Here is a 14,667-nt window from a genome sequence, read left to right as displayed (position 1 = left end):
TGCACGTGAGTGACCGACCGGCTGACCGGGACCGCGCCCGGCCGCCCGGGGCTCAGCCCCGTACCCCGCACAGGTGCAGCAGCGCCGCCACCCGCCGGTAGGGCTCGGTGCGCCCCGCCCGGTCCTCGGCGGCCAGCAGCCGCTCCAGGTCGGCGGCGGCGGGCAGCCCCTCCTCGTTGGGCACCCCGTCGGTGAAGACCCGCACCCCGTACCAGGCGTGCAGCGGCGCGGCGATCCCGGCCAGCGTCCGGGTCAGCGTCTCCAGCCGGTCGGCCCGCACCGGCGCCCCCGGCCCGCCGGTCCAGGTGTCCGAGTCGAACGCCGTGAGCGCCCCCGCCCAGTCCCCGTCCAGCCCCGGCCGCATGGCCAGCGCGTCCGCGTTCCGCACGAGCAGCGAGAGCAGGCCGCCGGGCGCCAGCATCCGGGCGAGCCCGGCCAGCAGGGCGTCGGGCTCCTCCACGTGCATCAGCACCCCGTGGCACAGGACCACGTCGAAGCTGCCCGGCAGGAAGTGCACCCCGGTCTCGCGGCCGTCGCCCTCGATGAGCCGGACGCGCTCCCGGATGCCGGCCGGCTCGGAGGCCAGCGACTCCCGCGCGGCCCGCAGCGCGTCCGGGTCGGACTCCAGGCCCGTGACCGTGTGCCCCGCCCGGGCCAGGCGCAGCGCCTGCACACCCTGGCCCATGCCGACGTCGAGGATCCGCAGCCGCTGCCCCACCGGGTAGCGGGCGGCTATCTGCTCGTCGAGCTGGCGGGCGACGAGCTCCTGGCGGACCGTGTCACGCAGCCCGCCGAGCCCCTCCAGCCAGTTCCCCGATGCGCCTCCGACCCCGGAGACCAGGATGCTCAGGGCCGCTCCCCGCGCTTGACCTGCGGCTTCGGCAGGCGCAGCCGGCGGATCTGGAGCGTACGCATCAGGCCGTACGCCACGGCGCCGCGCTTCGGCTCGTCCGGGAAGCGGGTGGCGAGCTGCTTCTTCAGCCGGATCCAGATGCCGACCGAGTCCACCACGATCAGGGCGATCACCGCGAGCCACAGCAGCATGGCGATGTTCTTCAGCTGCGTGTTGGGCAGGCTGGACAGGATCAGGATGACGACCGCCAGCGGCAGGAAGAACTCGGCGACGCAGAAGCGCGAGTCCACGAAGTCGCGGACGAAGCGGCGGACGGGGCCCTTGTCACGGGCCGGGAGGTACCGCTCGTCACCGCTGGCCAGCGCCTGGCGCTGCCTCGCCAGGTCCGTGCGGCGGGCCTCGCGCTGCCGGCGCATGGCCTCCTTGCGGTCGGTCGGCACGGTCTGGGCACGACGGCGCTGCGTCTGGGCCTCACTCCGCTTCGGGGTCGGGCGGCCCTTGGGGGCCTCGGGGTCGCGGGGCTGCTTGGAGAGGTCCGCCGTCACCTTGGCGGTGGGGGCCTTCTCGTCCTTGGAACGGCTACGGAACACAAAGCCCAAGGGTACGGGGTGCGCCGCACGGACCCCACCCCCGCGGGGAACGATCCGGCAACGGCCCGCGTCCTTCCAGGAGGAGCACCCGAGACGATCCCTACTCCTTGCGCCGGATCGGCGGCGGGCGCAGTCGTCCTTGGGGATGAGCGCATCCGGGCCCGAACAGTGCGGTAATGGAGGCAGGGCCCGTACTGTGGGTTCTGTTGGAGTGCTGGAGCCGAAGTCCGTCAGAAGGGGGCGCGCGAAGCCCATGAGCGGTGTCATGAAGCGTATGGGGATGATCTTCCGCGCGAAGGCAAACAAGGCCCTTGACCGGGCCGAGGATCCGCGCGAGACCCTCGACTACTCGTACCAGAAGCAGCTGGAGCTGCTCCAGAAGGTGCGCCGCGGCGTCGCCGACGTGGCCACCTCGCGCAAGCGCCTGGAGCTCCAGCTCAACCAGCTCCAGGGCCAGTCGGCCAAGCTGGAGGACCAGGGCCGCAAGGCGCTCGCGCTGGGCCGGGAGGACCTGGCCCGCGAGGCGCTGTCCCGCCGGGCCGCGCTGCAGCAGCAGGTGACCGACCTGGAGACGCAGCACCAGACCCTCCAGGGCGAGGAGGAGAAGCTGACGCTCGCCGCCCAGCGCCTCCAGGCCAAGGTCGACGCCTTCCGCACCAAGAAGGAGACGATCAAGGCCACCTACACCGCCGCCCAGGCGCAGACCCGGATCGCCGAGTCGTTCTCGGGCATCTCGGAGGAGATGAGCGACGTCGGCGTCGCCATCCAGCGCGCCGAGGACAAGACGGCACAGCTCCAGGCGCGGGCCGGGGCCATCGACGAGCTGCTCGCCTCCGGCGCCCTCGACGACCAGTCCGGCCTCCAGAAGGACGACCTCCAGGCCGAGCTGGACCGCCTGTCGGGCGGTACGGACGTCGAGCTGGAGCTGCAGCGCATGAAGGCCGAGCTGGCCGGCGGCACCACGCCGCAGCAGGCCATCGAGGGCGGCACCCCGCAGGACCAGGGGCAGCAGCAGTCGCAGTCCCAGTCCCAGACCCGGTTCGACAAGAGCTAAGGACGGCACGTCATGATCGTCAGGATCATGGGGGAGGGCCAGGTGGAGCTGGCCGACAGCCACTTCGCCGAGCTGAACAAGCTGGACGACGAACTGCTCCGGGAGATGCAGGGCGGTGACGGCGAGGGCTTCCGCCGGACGCTGCACGCCCTGCTGGACACCGTCCGGCAGCTGGGGGAGCCCCTGCCGGACGACTCCCTCGAACCCTCCGAGCTGATCCTGCCCGCGCCGGACGCCACGCTCGAAGAGGTCCGGGCGATGCTCTCCGACGACGGCCTGATCCCCGGCTGACCGGCCGCCGGACGCCTCCCGCACGTCTCCAACACCCGCAGGGCCCGTGCCCCGCCCCCGCCCGGGGCGGGGCACCGGCATGTCCGGCCGTGCCTCCTGCCCCGGCCGCCGTTTCCGGCCCCCGTGCCGGGCCGCGGCTTCCGGCCGTGCCTCCTGCCCCGGCCGCTGTTTCCGGCCGCTCCCGGCGCCGGCCCGGCACGACGTACCGTTTCCTCCCGTGACGACCCTCGGAGAGGCCCTCCCGTGACGACCCTCGGAGAACGGTGCGCCCGCGGCCGGAGCCGGCTGCGCGAGCACCCCCACGCGCTCGACGCCGCCCTGGCGCTCGGCGTCCTGGTGTGCATGGTGGCCGGCTCGTTCGTGGACCGGCACGGCGGGCCGCACGGCGGCCCCGACTTCGGCGGGCGGACCCCCGGCGCGGGCAGCGTGCTGCTCATGCTGATCGGCGCCGCGGCCCTGGTGCGCCGCCGCCGCAACCCGCTGGGCGTGCTGCTCTTCACCGGCGCGGTCACCGTCGTGGAGCACCTGGCCGAGGACCCGCCCGCCCCGGTCGCCATGAGCGCCGTCGTCGCGCTCTACACCGTCGCCTCCCGCACCGACCGGCCCACCACCTGGCGCGTCGGCCTGCTCACCATGACCGTGCTGACCGGCGCCGCGATGCTCTTCGGCGCGGCACCCTGGTACAGCCAGGAGAACCTGGGCGTCTTCGCCTGGACCGGTATGGCCGCCGCCGCGGGGGACGCCGTGCGCAGCCGCCGCGCCTTCGTGGACGCCATCCGGGAGCGGGCCGAGCGCGCGGAGCGCACCCGTGAGGAGGAGGCCCGCCGCCGGGTCGCCGAGGAGCGGCTGCGCATCGCCCGGGACCTGCACGACGTGGTCGCCCACCACATCGCGCTGGTCAACGTCCAGGCCGGGGTCGCCGCGCACGTCATGGACAAGCGCCCCGACCAGGCCAAGGAGGCGCTCGCCCACGTCCGCGAGGCCAGCCGCTCCGCGCTCGGCGAGCTGCGCGCCACCGTCGGGCTGCTCCGCCAGTCCGGGGACCCCGAGGCGCCCACCGAGCCGGCGCCCGGCCTGGCCGTCCTGGACGGGCTGCTCGACACCTTCCGCCACGCGGGGCTGCCGGTGGAGCTGGTCGGCGCCGACCAGGGCGCCGGGCTCCCGGCGGCCGTGGACCTCGTCGCGTACCGGATCGTCCAGGAGGCGCTGACCAATGTGCGCAAGCACGCCGGCCCCGGCGCCCGGGCGGAGGTGAGCGTCGTCCGGGTCGGCCGGACCGTCGAGGTGACCGTCCTCGACGACGGCGCCCGCCACGGGGACGCCGCCCCCCTCCCCGGCCCCCGCGAGGACGGCGCCCCACCCGCACGCCCCGGCGACGCACGCCCCGGCGACGCACGCCCCGGCGACGCAGGCCCCGGTGAGGCCGGCGCCGGCGACGGCGGCGGGCACGGCCTCGTCGGCATGCGCGAGCGCGTCACCGCCCTCGGCGGCACCCTCAGCACGGGCCCCCGCTACGGCGGCGGGTTCCGCGTGCAGGCGATACTGCCCGTCGCACCGCGCACAGGGGAGGCCACATGACCATCAGGGTGCTGCTCGCCGACGACCAGGCACTGCTGCGCAGCGCGTTCCGGGTGCTCGTGGACTCCGAGCCGGACATGGAGGTCGTGGGGGAGGCGGCCGACGGCGCCGAGGCCGTCGCCCTCGCCCGCTCCCGCCGCGCCGACGTCGTCCTGATGGACATTCGGATGCCCGGCACGGACGGGCTCGCCGCCACCCGCATGATCAGCGCGGACCCGGACCTGGCCGGCGTACGGGTCGTCATGCTCACCACCTTCGAGGTCGACGAGTACGTGGTGCAGTCCCTGCGCGCCGGGGCGTCCGGCTTCCTCGGCAAGGGCGCCGAACCGGACGAGCTGCTGAACGCCGTCCGGGTCGCCGCCGCCGGGGAGGCGCTGCTGTCGCCCGTCGCCACCAAGGGCCTGATCGCCACGTTCCTCGCGCAGGGCGGGAGCGGGGACGAGGCGCCCGGGGAGGAGTACGCGGCGAAGCTCGCCGCCCTCACCGTGCGCGAGCGCGAGGTGCTCGTCCATGTCGCCGGCGGCCACTCCAACGACGAGATCGCCGAACGGCTGGCGGTCAGCCCGCTCACGGTCAAGACCCACGTCAACCGGGCCATGGCGAAGCTCGGGGCCCGCGACCGCGCCCAGCTCGTCGTCACGGCCTACGAGTCGGGGTTGGTACGTCCCAGGGTGGAGTGAGCGCGGCCCCGCCCGTACTCCGTTCGGTGTATGCGGGGGATAAGCAAACGGGACCTGGGGGCGACGGATCGTCCTCCTCCATGGCTGATCGTATGAATACCGCCGGTCCGCCACAGAAGAGAGACCCCATGTCCTGGCTGTCCAGATTCAGCCTCGCGCAACGGGCCCTGATAGGGCTGATGTCGATCGTGGCGATCGTTTTCGGAGCGATCGCCATCCCGCAGCTGAAGCAACAGCTGCTGCCCTCCATCGAACTGCCGATGGTGTCGGTCCTCGCCCCCTACCAGGGCGCCTCTCCCGATGTGGTCGAGAAGCAGGTCGTCGAACCGCTCGAGGACAGCATCAAGGCGGTCGACGGCATCAAGGGCGTCACCTCCACGGCCAGTGAGGGCAACGCCCTGATCATGGCCTCCTTCGACTACGGCGACGAGGGCACCAAGCAGCTCGTCGCCGACGTCCAGCAGGCCGTCAACCGCGCCCGCGCGCAGCTGCCGCAAGAGGTGGACCCGCAGGTGGTGGCCGGCTCGACCGACGACATCCCCACCGTCGTCCTGGCCGCGACCTCCGGCGAGGACCAGCAGGCGCTGGCCGACCGGCTGGAGCGGACCGTCGTCCCCGCCCTGGAGGACATCGACGGCGTGGGCCAGGTGTCGATCGACGGCGTCCAGGACCTCCAGGTCTCGGTCACGCCCGACGACAAGAAGCTCGCCGCGGCGGGCCTCAACCCGATGACCCTGTCCGAGGCGCTCAAGGCGGGCGGCGCGACCGTCCCGGCCGGCTCGTTCACCGAGGCGGGCCAGAGCCGCACCGTCCAGGTCGGCGGCGGCTTCACCTCGCTGAAGCAGATCCAGGACCTGACGATCAAGCCCGAGAAGGGCGCCCCGGTGCGGGTCGGCGACATCGCCACCGTCACCGAGGAGGAGTCCCGGCGGGTCTCCCTCACCCGTACCAACGGCAGGCCCAGCCTCGCCGTGATGGCCACCATGGACAAGGACGGCAGCGCCGTCGCCATCTCCGAGGCCGTCAAGGACAAGCTGCCCGGGCTCCGCGAGGACCTGGGCGAGGGCGCCGAGCTGACGGTCGTCTCCGACCAGGGCCCGGCGGTCTCCAAGTCGATCTCCGGCCTGACCACCGAGGGCGCGCTCGGCCTGCTGTTCGCCGTCGTCGTCATCCTGGTCTTCCTGGCCTCGCTGCGCTCCACCCTGGTCACCGCGGTCTCCATCCCCCTCTCCGTGGTCCTCGCCCTGATCGTGCTGTGGACGCGCGACCTGTCGCTGAACATGCTGACGCTGGGCGCGCTCACCATCGCCATCGGCCGGGTCGTCGACGACTCGATCGTGGTGCTGGAGAACATCAAGCGGCACCTCGGGTACGGCGAGGAGCGCCGGGAGGCCATCCTCACGGCGGTGCGCGAGGTGGCCGGCGCGGTCACCTCCTCCACCCTGACCACCGTCGCGGTCTTCCTGCCGATCGGCCTGGTGGGCGGCATGGTGGGCGAGCTGTTCGGCTCGTTCTCCCTCACCGTCACCGCGGCCCTGCTGGCGTCGCTGCTGGTCTCGCTGACCGTGGTCCCGGTCCTCTCGTACTGGTTCCTGCGGGCCCCCAAGGGCACGTCGGCCGACCCCGACGAGGCGCGCCGGGCGGCCGAGGAGAAGGAGAGCCGCAGCATCCTGCAGCGCCTGTACGTGCCGGTGCTGCGCTTCGCGACCCGCCGCCGCCTCACCAGCGTGGCCCTCGCGCTGGTGGTCCTGGTGGGCACGTTCGGCATGGCGCCGCTGCTGAAGACCAACTTCTTCGACCAGGGCGAGCAGGAGGTCCTGTCGATCAAGCAGGAGCTGCCGGCCGGCACCGGCCTGGAGGCCGCGGACGCCGCGGCGAAGAAGGTCGAGAAGGTCCTCGCCGGTGCGGACGAGGTGAAGGACTACCAGGTCACCGTCGGTTCCTCCGGCTTCATGGCGGCCTTCGGCGGCGGTACGGGCGCCAACCAGGCGTCGTACCAGGTGACGCTGAAGGACGCGGCCTCCTACGAGAAGGCCCGCGACCACATCGACGCCGAGCTGGGCAGGCTCGACGGCATCGGCGACACGACCATCGCGGCCGGTGACGGCTTCGGGAACCAGGACCTGAGCGTCGTGGTGAAGGCCGCCGACGCGGCCACCCTGAAGAAGGCGTCCGAGCAGGTGCGCGCGGAGGTGGCCGGGCTCAAGGACGTCACCGACGTCCAGAGCGACCTGTCGCAGTCCGTCCCGCGGATCTCCGTCACGGCCGGGCCGAAGGCCGCCGCGGCGGGCTTCAACGACGCGGCCCTCGGCATGGCGGTCGCCCAGGCGGTACGCGGCACCCCGGCCGGCACGGCGGTGCTGGACGACACCGAGCGGGACGTGGTCGTCACCTCCGCCGCCCCGGCGAGGACGATGGCCCAGCTGAAGCAGCTGCCGCTCGGCCCGGTGAAGCTCGGCGACATCGCCGAGGTGAAGCTGGTCCCCGGCCCGGTCTCGATGACCCGGATCGACGGCTCGCGCGCCGCGACGATCACGGCCAAGCCGACCGGCGACAACACCGGGGCGGTCAGCGCCGACCTCCAGTCGAAGATCAACGCGCTGGACCTGCCCGAGGGGGCCACCGCCTCCATCGGCGGGGTCTCCGAGGACCAGGAGGAGGCGTTCGCCAACCTGGGCCTGGCGATGCTGGCGGCCATCGCGATCGTGTTCATGCTGCTGGTGGCGACCTTCAAGTCGCTGGTCCAGCCGCTGATCCTGCTGGTCTCCATCCCGTTCGCGGCGACCGGCGCCATCGGTCTGCTGGTGGTCACCGGCACCGCGATGGGCGTCCCGGCGATGATCGGCATGCTGATGCTCATCGGCATCGTGGTCACCAACGCCATCGTGCTGATCGACCTGATCAACCAGTACCGGGCGCAGGGGCTCGGGGTGGTCGAGTCCGTCGTCGAGGGCGGCCGGCACCGCCTCCGCCCGATCCTGATGACGGCCCTGGCCACGATCTTCGCCCTGCTCCCGATGGCGCTCGGCGTCACCGGCGAGGGCGGGTTCATCGCCCAGCCGCTCGCGGTCGTGGTCATCGGCGGCCTGGTGACGTCCACGCTGCTCACCCTGCTGCTGGTCCCGACGCTCTACGCGATGGTGGAGCTCCGCAAGGAGCGCCGCCGCGACAAGCGCCGGGCCAGGCGGGAGGCCAAGGCGGTGCCCCCGGCCGCGGAGCGGGAGGACACCCCGGCCCCGGCCAACGCCTGATCCGTACCGGCCCGTACGACAGGAAGGGGCGCCCCGCGACGACGCGGGGCGCCCCTTCCGGTACGCCGGACGGCCCGGCGGCTGCGGGCCAGTGCGGCTACGGCAGCGCCAGCATCCGCTCCAGGGCCAGCTTGGCGAAGCTCTCCGTCTCGCGGTCGACCTGGATCTGGTTGACCAGGTTGCCCTCGGCCAGCGACTCCAGCGCCCACACCAGGTGCGGCAGGTCGATGCGGTTCATGGTGGAGCAGAAGCAGACCGTCTTGTCGAGGAAGACGATCTCCTTGCCCTCACTGGCGAAACGGTTCGCCAGACGGCGGACCAGGTTCAGCTCCGTACCGATCGCCCACTTCGAGCCGGCCGGGGCCGCCTCCAGCGTCTTGATGATGTACTCGGTCGAGCCGACGTAGTCGGCCGCCGCCACCACCTCGTGCCGGCACTCGGGGTGCACGAGCACATTGACGCCGGGGATGCGCGCGCGGACGTCCTCGACGGAGTCCAGCGAGAAGCGCCCGTGCACCGAGCAGTGCCCGCGCCACAGGATCATCTTCGCGGCGCGCAGCTGCTCCGCCGTGAGCCCGCCGTTCGGCTTGTGCGGGTTGTAGACGACGCAGTCCTCCAGGGACATGCCCATGTCCCGCACGGCCGTGTTGCGCCCGAGGTGCTGGTCCGGCAGGAACAGGACCTTCTCGCCCTGCTCGAAGGCCCAGTCCAGCGCCCGCCGGGCGTTCGACGAGGTGCAGATGGTGCCGCCGTGCTTGCCGGTGAACGCCTTGATGTCGGCGGAGGAGTTCATGTACGAGACGGGGACCGTCACCTCGGCGACGCCCGCCTCCGTGAGCACGTCCCAGCACTCCGCGACCTGCTCGGCAGTGGCCATGTCGGCCATCGAGCAGCCGGCCGCCAGGTCCGGCAGGACGACCTTCTGGTCGTCGGTGGTGAGGATGTCGGCCGACTCGGCCATGAAGTGCACACCGCAGAAGACGATGTACTCGGCCTCCGGCCGGGCCGCCGCGTCCCGGGCGAGCTTGAAGGAGTCGCCGGTGACGTCCGCGAACTGGATGACCTCGTCGCGCTGGTAGTGGTGGCCCAGGACGAAGACCTTGCTCCCGAGCTTCTCCTTGGCGGCGCGGGCCCGCTCGACCAGGCCGGGGTCGGAGGGCGAGGGCAGGTCGCCCGGGCACTCGACCCCCCGCTCGCTCTTCGGGTCGGCCTCGCGGCCGAGCAGCAGCAGGGCGAGGGGCGACGGCTGGACGTCCAGGGGCTGGGCGGTGGTCACGTCACGCACCCTTTCTTTTCTGCGGAGAACTGCGGAGCAGTACGGGAGAGAAGACCTTCTCGTCTAAATGACGCTATCTATCATAACCGCTTCACGTCACTTTGACGATGGCCATAGTGTCGATGTGACACATCCCCTCTCCACCGGCCGGTGCCCGCCCGGTGCCGTATGTGCGAGCATGAAAGGGAAAGACGAGCGCTGTGCCCGGAATGAATCCGCGGCCCCGCCGGTTCTCACCGTCGGCAAGCAGTCTCCGTACAACCCGGGAGAGAAGCAGATGTCCGTATCGGACGAGAAGACCACTGTCAGCGACGGCATCCTCCTGTCGGACGCCGCCGCGGCCAAGGTCAAGGCCCTGCTCGACCAGGAAGGCCGCGACGACCTCGCACTGCGCGTCGCCGTTCAGCCCGGCGGCTGCTCCGGCCTGCGTTACCAGCTCTTCTTCGACGAGCGCTCGCTCGACGGCGACGTCGTCAAGGACTTCAACGGTGTCAAGGTCGTCACCGACCGGATGAGCGCCCCGTACCTGGGCGGCGCCTCCATCGACTTCGTCGACACCATCGAGAAGCAGGGCTTCACGATCGACAACCCCAACGCCACCGGCTCCTGCGCCTGCGGCGACTCCTTCAGCTAGGGAGCCCGGCCCCGGGCGGGGCGGGCACACGCGGGGCGGCGGCTCCGGGACCACCCTCCCGGAGCCGCCGCCCCGCGCGCGTACCGGCCGCCGCTACCGGCGCGCCACCTTCTCGCCGCTCGCCGCGTCCACCACCTGCCGGTCACCCACCGGCCGCTCCAGGGCCACCGTGGCGGTCACCTCCTTGGCGATCAGGATGCACACCCGCCCCGGCTCCGCCGGCTTCTCCACCACCGACAGCCGCACCCGGGACTCCGACTCCTCCGCCTTCAGGGTGTACGTGCTGCACACCCCGCCCCAGAAGCGGGCCGTCAGGACCTTCCCGTCGGTGCTGTACGACTCCACCTGGCGCGGCGCCTTGTCCGTGCCCGGCGACTCCGGAGCCGGTGACTCCGGCGTCTCCGGCTTCTGCGGCGGCGGCGCGGGCGCCAGGTGCTCCGGCGACACCGCCGGGTAGGTGATCACCGAGCGCGGGGCCCCGTCGGTGGGCGCCACCTCGAACAGCCACGACGGTACGAGCGCGGGGCGCCCGCCCGTGTAGTGCGCCGCCAGCCCGAAGACCGCCCCCGAGACGGTCACCGTCTCCCGCGGGACGTCCGGCGCCGGCTTGCAGGGCGCCACCGGCTTGGTCCCCGAGTCCTCCAGCGGGGCGGGCGTGGCACACCCGCCGATCGTCCCGCCGGTCCCGGGCCGGCCGCCCTGCCCGGCGGCGGAGCCGGAGCCCTCGTTCAGCAGCTCCAGCGCCCGCGCCGCGCCGACCACCGGATACTCATGGCCCTCCACCGGGGCCTTCAGCCGGCCGCTGCCCCCGGTGACCGACCCGTCGGCGCCCACCTGGACGCCCGTCGACCAGCCGTACGTCGGCAGCCCGCCCACCACCGGGTCGGCGTTCACCACCCGTACCGCGCCCATCACCTGCGTGGCGTCCAGCGCGGCGTCCCCCTGGCCCAGCGCCTCCAGCACCGGGGCCGCCGCCTCCTTCGCCGCGGCCTCGCCCACCGGCGTACCGGTCAGACCGTCCGGGGGCATCGTGGTCGTCGAGGGGCACTCCTTGCCCTTGAGGCAGTTGTCCCCGGCCGGCGCCGTCCCGAAGGTCCACGTCCCCGGAGCCTGCCGCTCCACGCTCAGCGCCGCGCCCGAGCCGTCCTTGTCCGGGCCCACCTTCCACGCCGACCCGTCGACCCGGGGCGCGCCCTCCACGCCCAGCGCCTTCGCCAGCCGGGCCACCTCACCGGCCCCCACCGAGCCCTCCGGCCGGTACACGTGCGCCGAGCCGGGCCCCTCCGGCAGCGGGCCGGCCGCGCGGTAGACCACCCCGCGCGGGTCCGGCTCACCGGGCGCGATCCCCGGCCCCGTACCGCTCTCGGTGTACCCGTCCAGGGCGAGCGGCGGTGGCGGCGGACCACCCGCGGCGGCCCCGCCGCCCCGCTCGCCGCCGTCCGGCGCCGCCGCGGCGAACCAGGCGCCGCCGCCCCCGGCGAGCAGCACCGCCGCCGCGACCGACGCGACCACGACCCGCGACCGCCTCCGCCCGGCACCGTCCCGCTCAAGCTCCGGCTCCTGGCTCGTACCGCTCTCCGGTTCCGTACCGCTCACCGCCATGCTCCTTCGAACGCCGTGGCCCCGAATTCCGGGAGACACCCCTGGGACGGAGCGGAGCGGTGAGCGGTTCCCCGGCGCGCTACGCCCCGTACTCCGGCGTGGCGTCGATCAGCCGGACGGACGACGGCGGCACCCGCACCCCGTGGATCAGCGACGGCGGCACGGGAGCGGGCGCGGCCTCCCGCGGCACCACCCAGTGCGGCACCATCCGCGCACTGTCCCCGCGCAGTTCGGCGAGGCTCACCTCGGACTCGTACGGCTCACACGGAACGCTCGACTTCACCATGAACGCACCGTACGCACGCGAGACCCGGCCGAAAAAGACCTACTATCGGGTAGTTTCCGACCGTGGCCGCCTTCCGGACCCGGTAGCGTGAACCGTCAACTCCCCCTCCCCGCAGGAGCGCCCAGCCGTGCGTATCGCAGTCACCGGCTCCATCGCCACCGACCACCTGATGACCTTCCCCGGCCGGTTCGCCGACCAGCTCGTCGCGGACCAGCTCCACACGGTCTCCCTCTCCTTCCTGGTCGACAACCTCGACGTGCGCAGGGGAGGGGTGGCGGCCAACATCTGCTTCGGCATGGGCCAGCTCGGCACCCGCCCCATCCTGGTCGGCGCGGCGGGCTCCGACTTCGACGAGTACCGCGCCTGGCTCGACCGCCACGGCGTGGACACCGACTCCGTCCGGATCTCCGAGGTCCTGCACACCGCCCGGTTCGTCTGCACCACCGACGCCGACCACAACCAGATCGGCTCCTTCTACACCGGCGCCATGAGCGAGGCCCGGCAGATCGAGCTGAAGGCCGTCGCCGACCGGGTCGGCGGCCTGGACCTGGTCTCCATCGGGGCCGACGACCCCGAGGCGATGCTCCGCCACACCGAGGAGTGCCGCGCCCGGAACATCCCGTTCGCCGCCGACTTCTCCCAGCAGATCGCCCGCATGGACGGCGACGAGATCCGCACCCTCCTGGAGGGCGCGACGTACCTCTTCTCCAACGAGTACGAGAAGGGGCTCATCGAGTCCAAGACCGGCTGGACCGACGAGGAGATCCTCGGCCGGGTCGGCCACCGCGTCACCACCCTCGGCTCGCGCGGCGTACGCATCGAGAGCGCCGGCGGACCGGTCATCGAGGTCGGCTGCCCCGAGGAGGAGGCCAAGGTCGACCCCACCGGCGTCGGCGACGCCTTCCGGGCGGGCTTCCTCTCCGGCCTGTCGTGGGACGTCGGCCTGGAGCGCGCCGCCCAGGTCGGCTGCATGCTCGCCACCCTGGTCATCGAGACCCTCGGCACCCAGGAGTACACCCTGCGCCGCGCCCACTTCATGGACCGCTTCACCAAGGCGTACGGCCACGAGGCCGCCGCCGAGGTCCAGGCGCACCTGGCCTGATCAGGACGTCCGGCGGACCACGTACGCGGCGCCCTGGTCCGCCGGACGCTCACCGACGTACTCCTGCCCGCGCATCTCGCACCACGCCGGGATGTCCAGGCGGGCGGCCTCGTCGTCGGACAGCACCGTCACGGTGCCGCCGACCGGGACGTCCCCGAACACCTTCGCCAGCTCGATCACCGGGACCGGGCACCGCCGCCCCAGCGCGTCCACCACCAGCGACTCCTCCTCCCCGGACGCCGCGGGGGCCGCCGGCGGCGCGCCGAACCGCTCCCTGATCCCCGCCACCGCGCCCGGCAGCACCTCCAGGAAGCGCTCCACGTCCTCCTCCGCCGTCCCCGGCGGCAGCGACACCCGGACGTTGCCCTCCGACAGCACCCCCATCGCCTTCAGCACATGACTGGGCACCAGCGTCGAACTCGTGCACGACGAGCCGGAGGACACCGAGAAACCGGCCCGGTCCAGGTCGTGCAGCAGCGCCTCCCCGTCGACATAGAGACACGAGAACGTCACCAGGTGCGGAAGCCGCCGCACCGGATCGCCCACCACCTCCACGTCCGGCACCGACGAGGCCACCCGCGCCCGGATCCGGTCCACCAGCTCCCGCAGCCGCCCGGCCTCCGCCGCCGCCTCCGCCCGCACCGCCCGCAGCGAGGCCGCCGCCGCCACGATCGCCGGGATGTTCTCGAACCCGGCCGCCCGCCCCGACTCCCGCTCGTCCGCCGGGCCCTGGGGCGCGAACCGCACCCCCTTGCGCACCACCAGCAGCCCCACCCCGGCGGGCCCGCCCCACTTGTGCGCGCTCGCGGCCAGCAGCGACCAGTCACCCGGCACGGGCCCCCACGCCAGCGACTGCGCCGCGTCCACCAGCAGCGGCACCCCCGCCTCCCGGCACTCCCCGGCCACCTCCGCCACCGGCTGCTCGGTGCCCACCTCGTGGTTGGCCGACTGGAGACAGGCCAGCGCCGTGTCCTCCCGCAGCACCCCGGCGTACGCCCCCGGCGCCACCCGCCCGGCCCGGTCCACCGGCACCTCGGACACCGCCCCGCCGCCCGCCTCGTGCGCGCCCGCCGCGTGCAGCACCGACGAGTGCTCCACCGCCGACACCACCAGATGCCGCCCCACCCGCCGCCGCCCGGCGAGCGCCCCGGCAACACCGGAGTGCACCGCGTGCGTCCCCGATGGAGTGAATGCCAGCTCGTCGGGCCGGCACCCCACCGCCTCCGCCGCCGCCTCCCGCGCCGCGTCCAGCAGCATCCGCGCCCGCCGCCCCTCCCGGTACAGCCGCGCCGGATCGGCCCACCCCTCGTCCACCGCGGCGAGCAGCGCCTGACGGGCCACAGGATGAAGGGGAACGGCGGAAGCGGCGTCGAAGTACGGCATACGGCCACGCTAGCGCTGTTTATTGGAAGGCTCGGTTCCCCTCCGGGGCGCCAGAGACGGTGCCGACGGTCGATCGTGCTCGACCCC

13 protein-coding genes are annotated in these 14,667 nt (G+C 73.3%); 7 read left to right on the top strand and 6 right to left on the bottom strand.

Going from position 1 to position 14,667, the window contains the following annotated elements:
* Positions 1 to 52: 52 nt before the first annotated feature.
* Together ACF08D_RS07155 and ACF08D_RS07150 are read right to left on the bottom strand one after the other, a co-directional pair.
* Positions 53 to 850 (bottom strand): class I SAM-dependent methyltransferase, encoded by a 798-nt coding sequence (locus tag ACF08D_RS07155; protein WP_392222328.1) that lies wholly within the window; start codon positions 848 to 850, stop codon positions 53 to 55.
* Positions 847 to 1,443: a DUF3043 domain-containing protein gene (locus ACF08D_RS07150; protein ID WP_392221547.1), complete on the bottom strand. Its 597-nt coding sequence runs from the start codon at positions 1,441 to 1,443 to the stop codon at positions 847 to 849. The genes ACF08D_RS07155 and ACF08D_RS07150 overlap by 4 nt, the downstream gene beginning before the upstream one ends.
* Positions 1,444 to 1,696: 253 nt before the next feature.
* Here ACF08D_RS07150 and ACF08D_RS07145 point away from each other — a divergent pair, with 253 nt between their 5' ends.
* The 5 genes from ACF08D_RS07145 to ACF08D_RS07125 all read left to right on the top strand — a co-directional run bounded on the left by ACF08D_RS07145 (position 1,697) and on the right by ACF08D_RS07125 (position 8,297).
* Complete coding sequence (locus tag ACF08D_RS07145) at positions 1,697 to 2,497, top strand: PspA/IM30 family protein (protein WP_392221546.1); 801 nt, start codon at positions 1,697 to 1,699, stop codon at positions 2,495 to 2,497.
* Between the two features lie 12 nt (positions 2,498 to 2,509).
* On the top strand, positions 2,510 to 2,788 hold the full coding sequence (locus ACF08D_RS07140) for a hypothetical protein (protein WP_392221545.1): 279 nt from the start codon (positions 2,510 to 2,512) through the stop codon (positions 2,786 to 2,788).
* 243 nt (positions 2,789 to 3,031) lie between these two features.
* Positions 3,032 to 4,366 carry a sensor histidine kinase gene (locus tag ACF08D_RS07135; protein WP_392221544.1) on the top strand — a complete coding sequence of 445 codons (1,335 nt, stop codon included), beginning with the start codon at positions 3,032 to 3,034 and terminating at the stop codon, positions 4,364 to 4,366.
* Complete coding sequence (locus ACF08D_RS07130; protein WP_392221543.1) at positions 4,363 to 5,046, top strand: response regulator; 684 nt, start codon at positions 4,363 to 4,365, stop codon at positions 5,044 to 5,046. The genes ACF08D_RS07135 and ACF08D_RS07130 overlap by 4 nt, the downstream gene beginning before the upstream one ends.
* Before the next feature lie 128 nt (positions 5,047 to 5,174).
* Positions 5,175 to 8,297 carry an efflux RND transporter permease subunit gene (locus ACF08D_RS07125; RefSeq protein ID WP_392221542.1) on the top strand — a complete coding sequence of 1,041 codons (3,123 nt, stop codon included), beginning with the start codon at positions 5,175 to 5,177 and terminating at the stop codon, positions 8,295 to 8,297.
* A gap of 97 nt (positions 8,298 to 8,394) precedes the next feature.
* On the opposite strand, the gene nadA is transcribed toward ACF08D_RS07125, so the two are convergent.
* Positions 8,395 to 9,582 (bottom strand): quinolinate synthase NadA, encoded by a 1,188-nt coding sequence (gene nadA, locus ACF08D_RS07120; protein ID WP_392221541.1) that lies wholly within the window; start codon positions 9,580 to 9,582, stop codon positions 8,395 to 8,397.
* Between the two features lie 268 nt (positions 9,583 to 9,850).
* Between nadA and erpA the strand changes: the two genes are divergently transcribed.
* Positions 9,851 to 10,207 (top strand): iron-sulfur cluster insertion protein ErpA, encoded by a 357-nt coding sequence (gene erpA, locus ACF08D_RS07115; RefSeq protein ID WP_064071056.1) that lies wholly within the window; start codon positions 9,851 to 9,853, stop codon positions 10,205 to 10,207.
* A 93-nt stretch (positions 10,208 to 10,300) separates the two neighbouring features.
* Here erpA and ACF08D_RS07110 read toward each other — a convergent pair whose 3' ends face one another.
* Both ACF08D_RS07110 and ACF08D_RS07105 read right to left on the bottom strand, forming a co-directional pair.
* The gene (locus ACF08D_RS07110; RefSeq protein ID WP_392221540.1) at positions 10,301 to 11,809 is read right to left on the bottom strand and encodes a hypothetical protein; all 1,509 of its coding nucleotides are present in this window, start codon (positions 11,807 to 11,809) and stop codon (positions 10,301 to 10,303) included.
* Positions 11,810 to 11,888: 79 nt separating this feature from the next.
* Complete coding sequence (locus tag ACF08D_RS07105; RefSeq protein WP_392221539.1) at positions 11,889 to 12,095, bottom strand: hypothetical protein; 207 nt, start codon at positions 12,093 to 12,095, stop codon at positions 11,889 to 11,891.
* Between the two features lie 127 nt (positions 12,096 to 12,222).
* Between ACF08D_RS07105 and ACF08D_RS07100 the strand changes: the two genes are divergently transcribed.
* A complete protein-coding gene (locus tag ACF08D_RS07100) occupies positions 12,223 to 13,197 on the top strand; it encodes a carbohydrate kinase family protein (RefSeq protein WP_392221538.1) in 975 nt (324 codons plus the stop codon).
* Here the strand turns inward: ACF08D_RS07100 and ACF08D_RS07095 are convergent, their stop codons facing one another.
* Entirely contained in the window at positions 13,198 to 14,580 is a 1,383-nt protein-coding gene (locus tag ACF08D_RS07095; RefSeq protein ID WP_392221537.1) for a cysteine desulfurase/sulfurtransferase TusA family protein, read from the bottom strand.
* Positions 14,581 to 14,667: the final 87 nt, after the last annotated feature.

The sequence above is a fragment of the Streptomyces sp. NPDC015131 genome (assembly GCF_043079975.1).
Lineage (GTDB): Bacteria > Actinomycetota > Actinomycetes > Streptomycetales > Streptomycetaceae > Streptomyces.
This window is presented reverse-complemented; position numbering and strand designations above follow the sequence as displayed.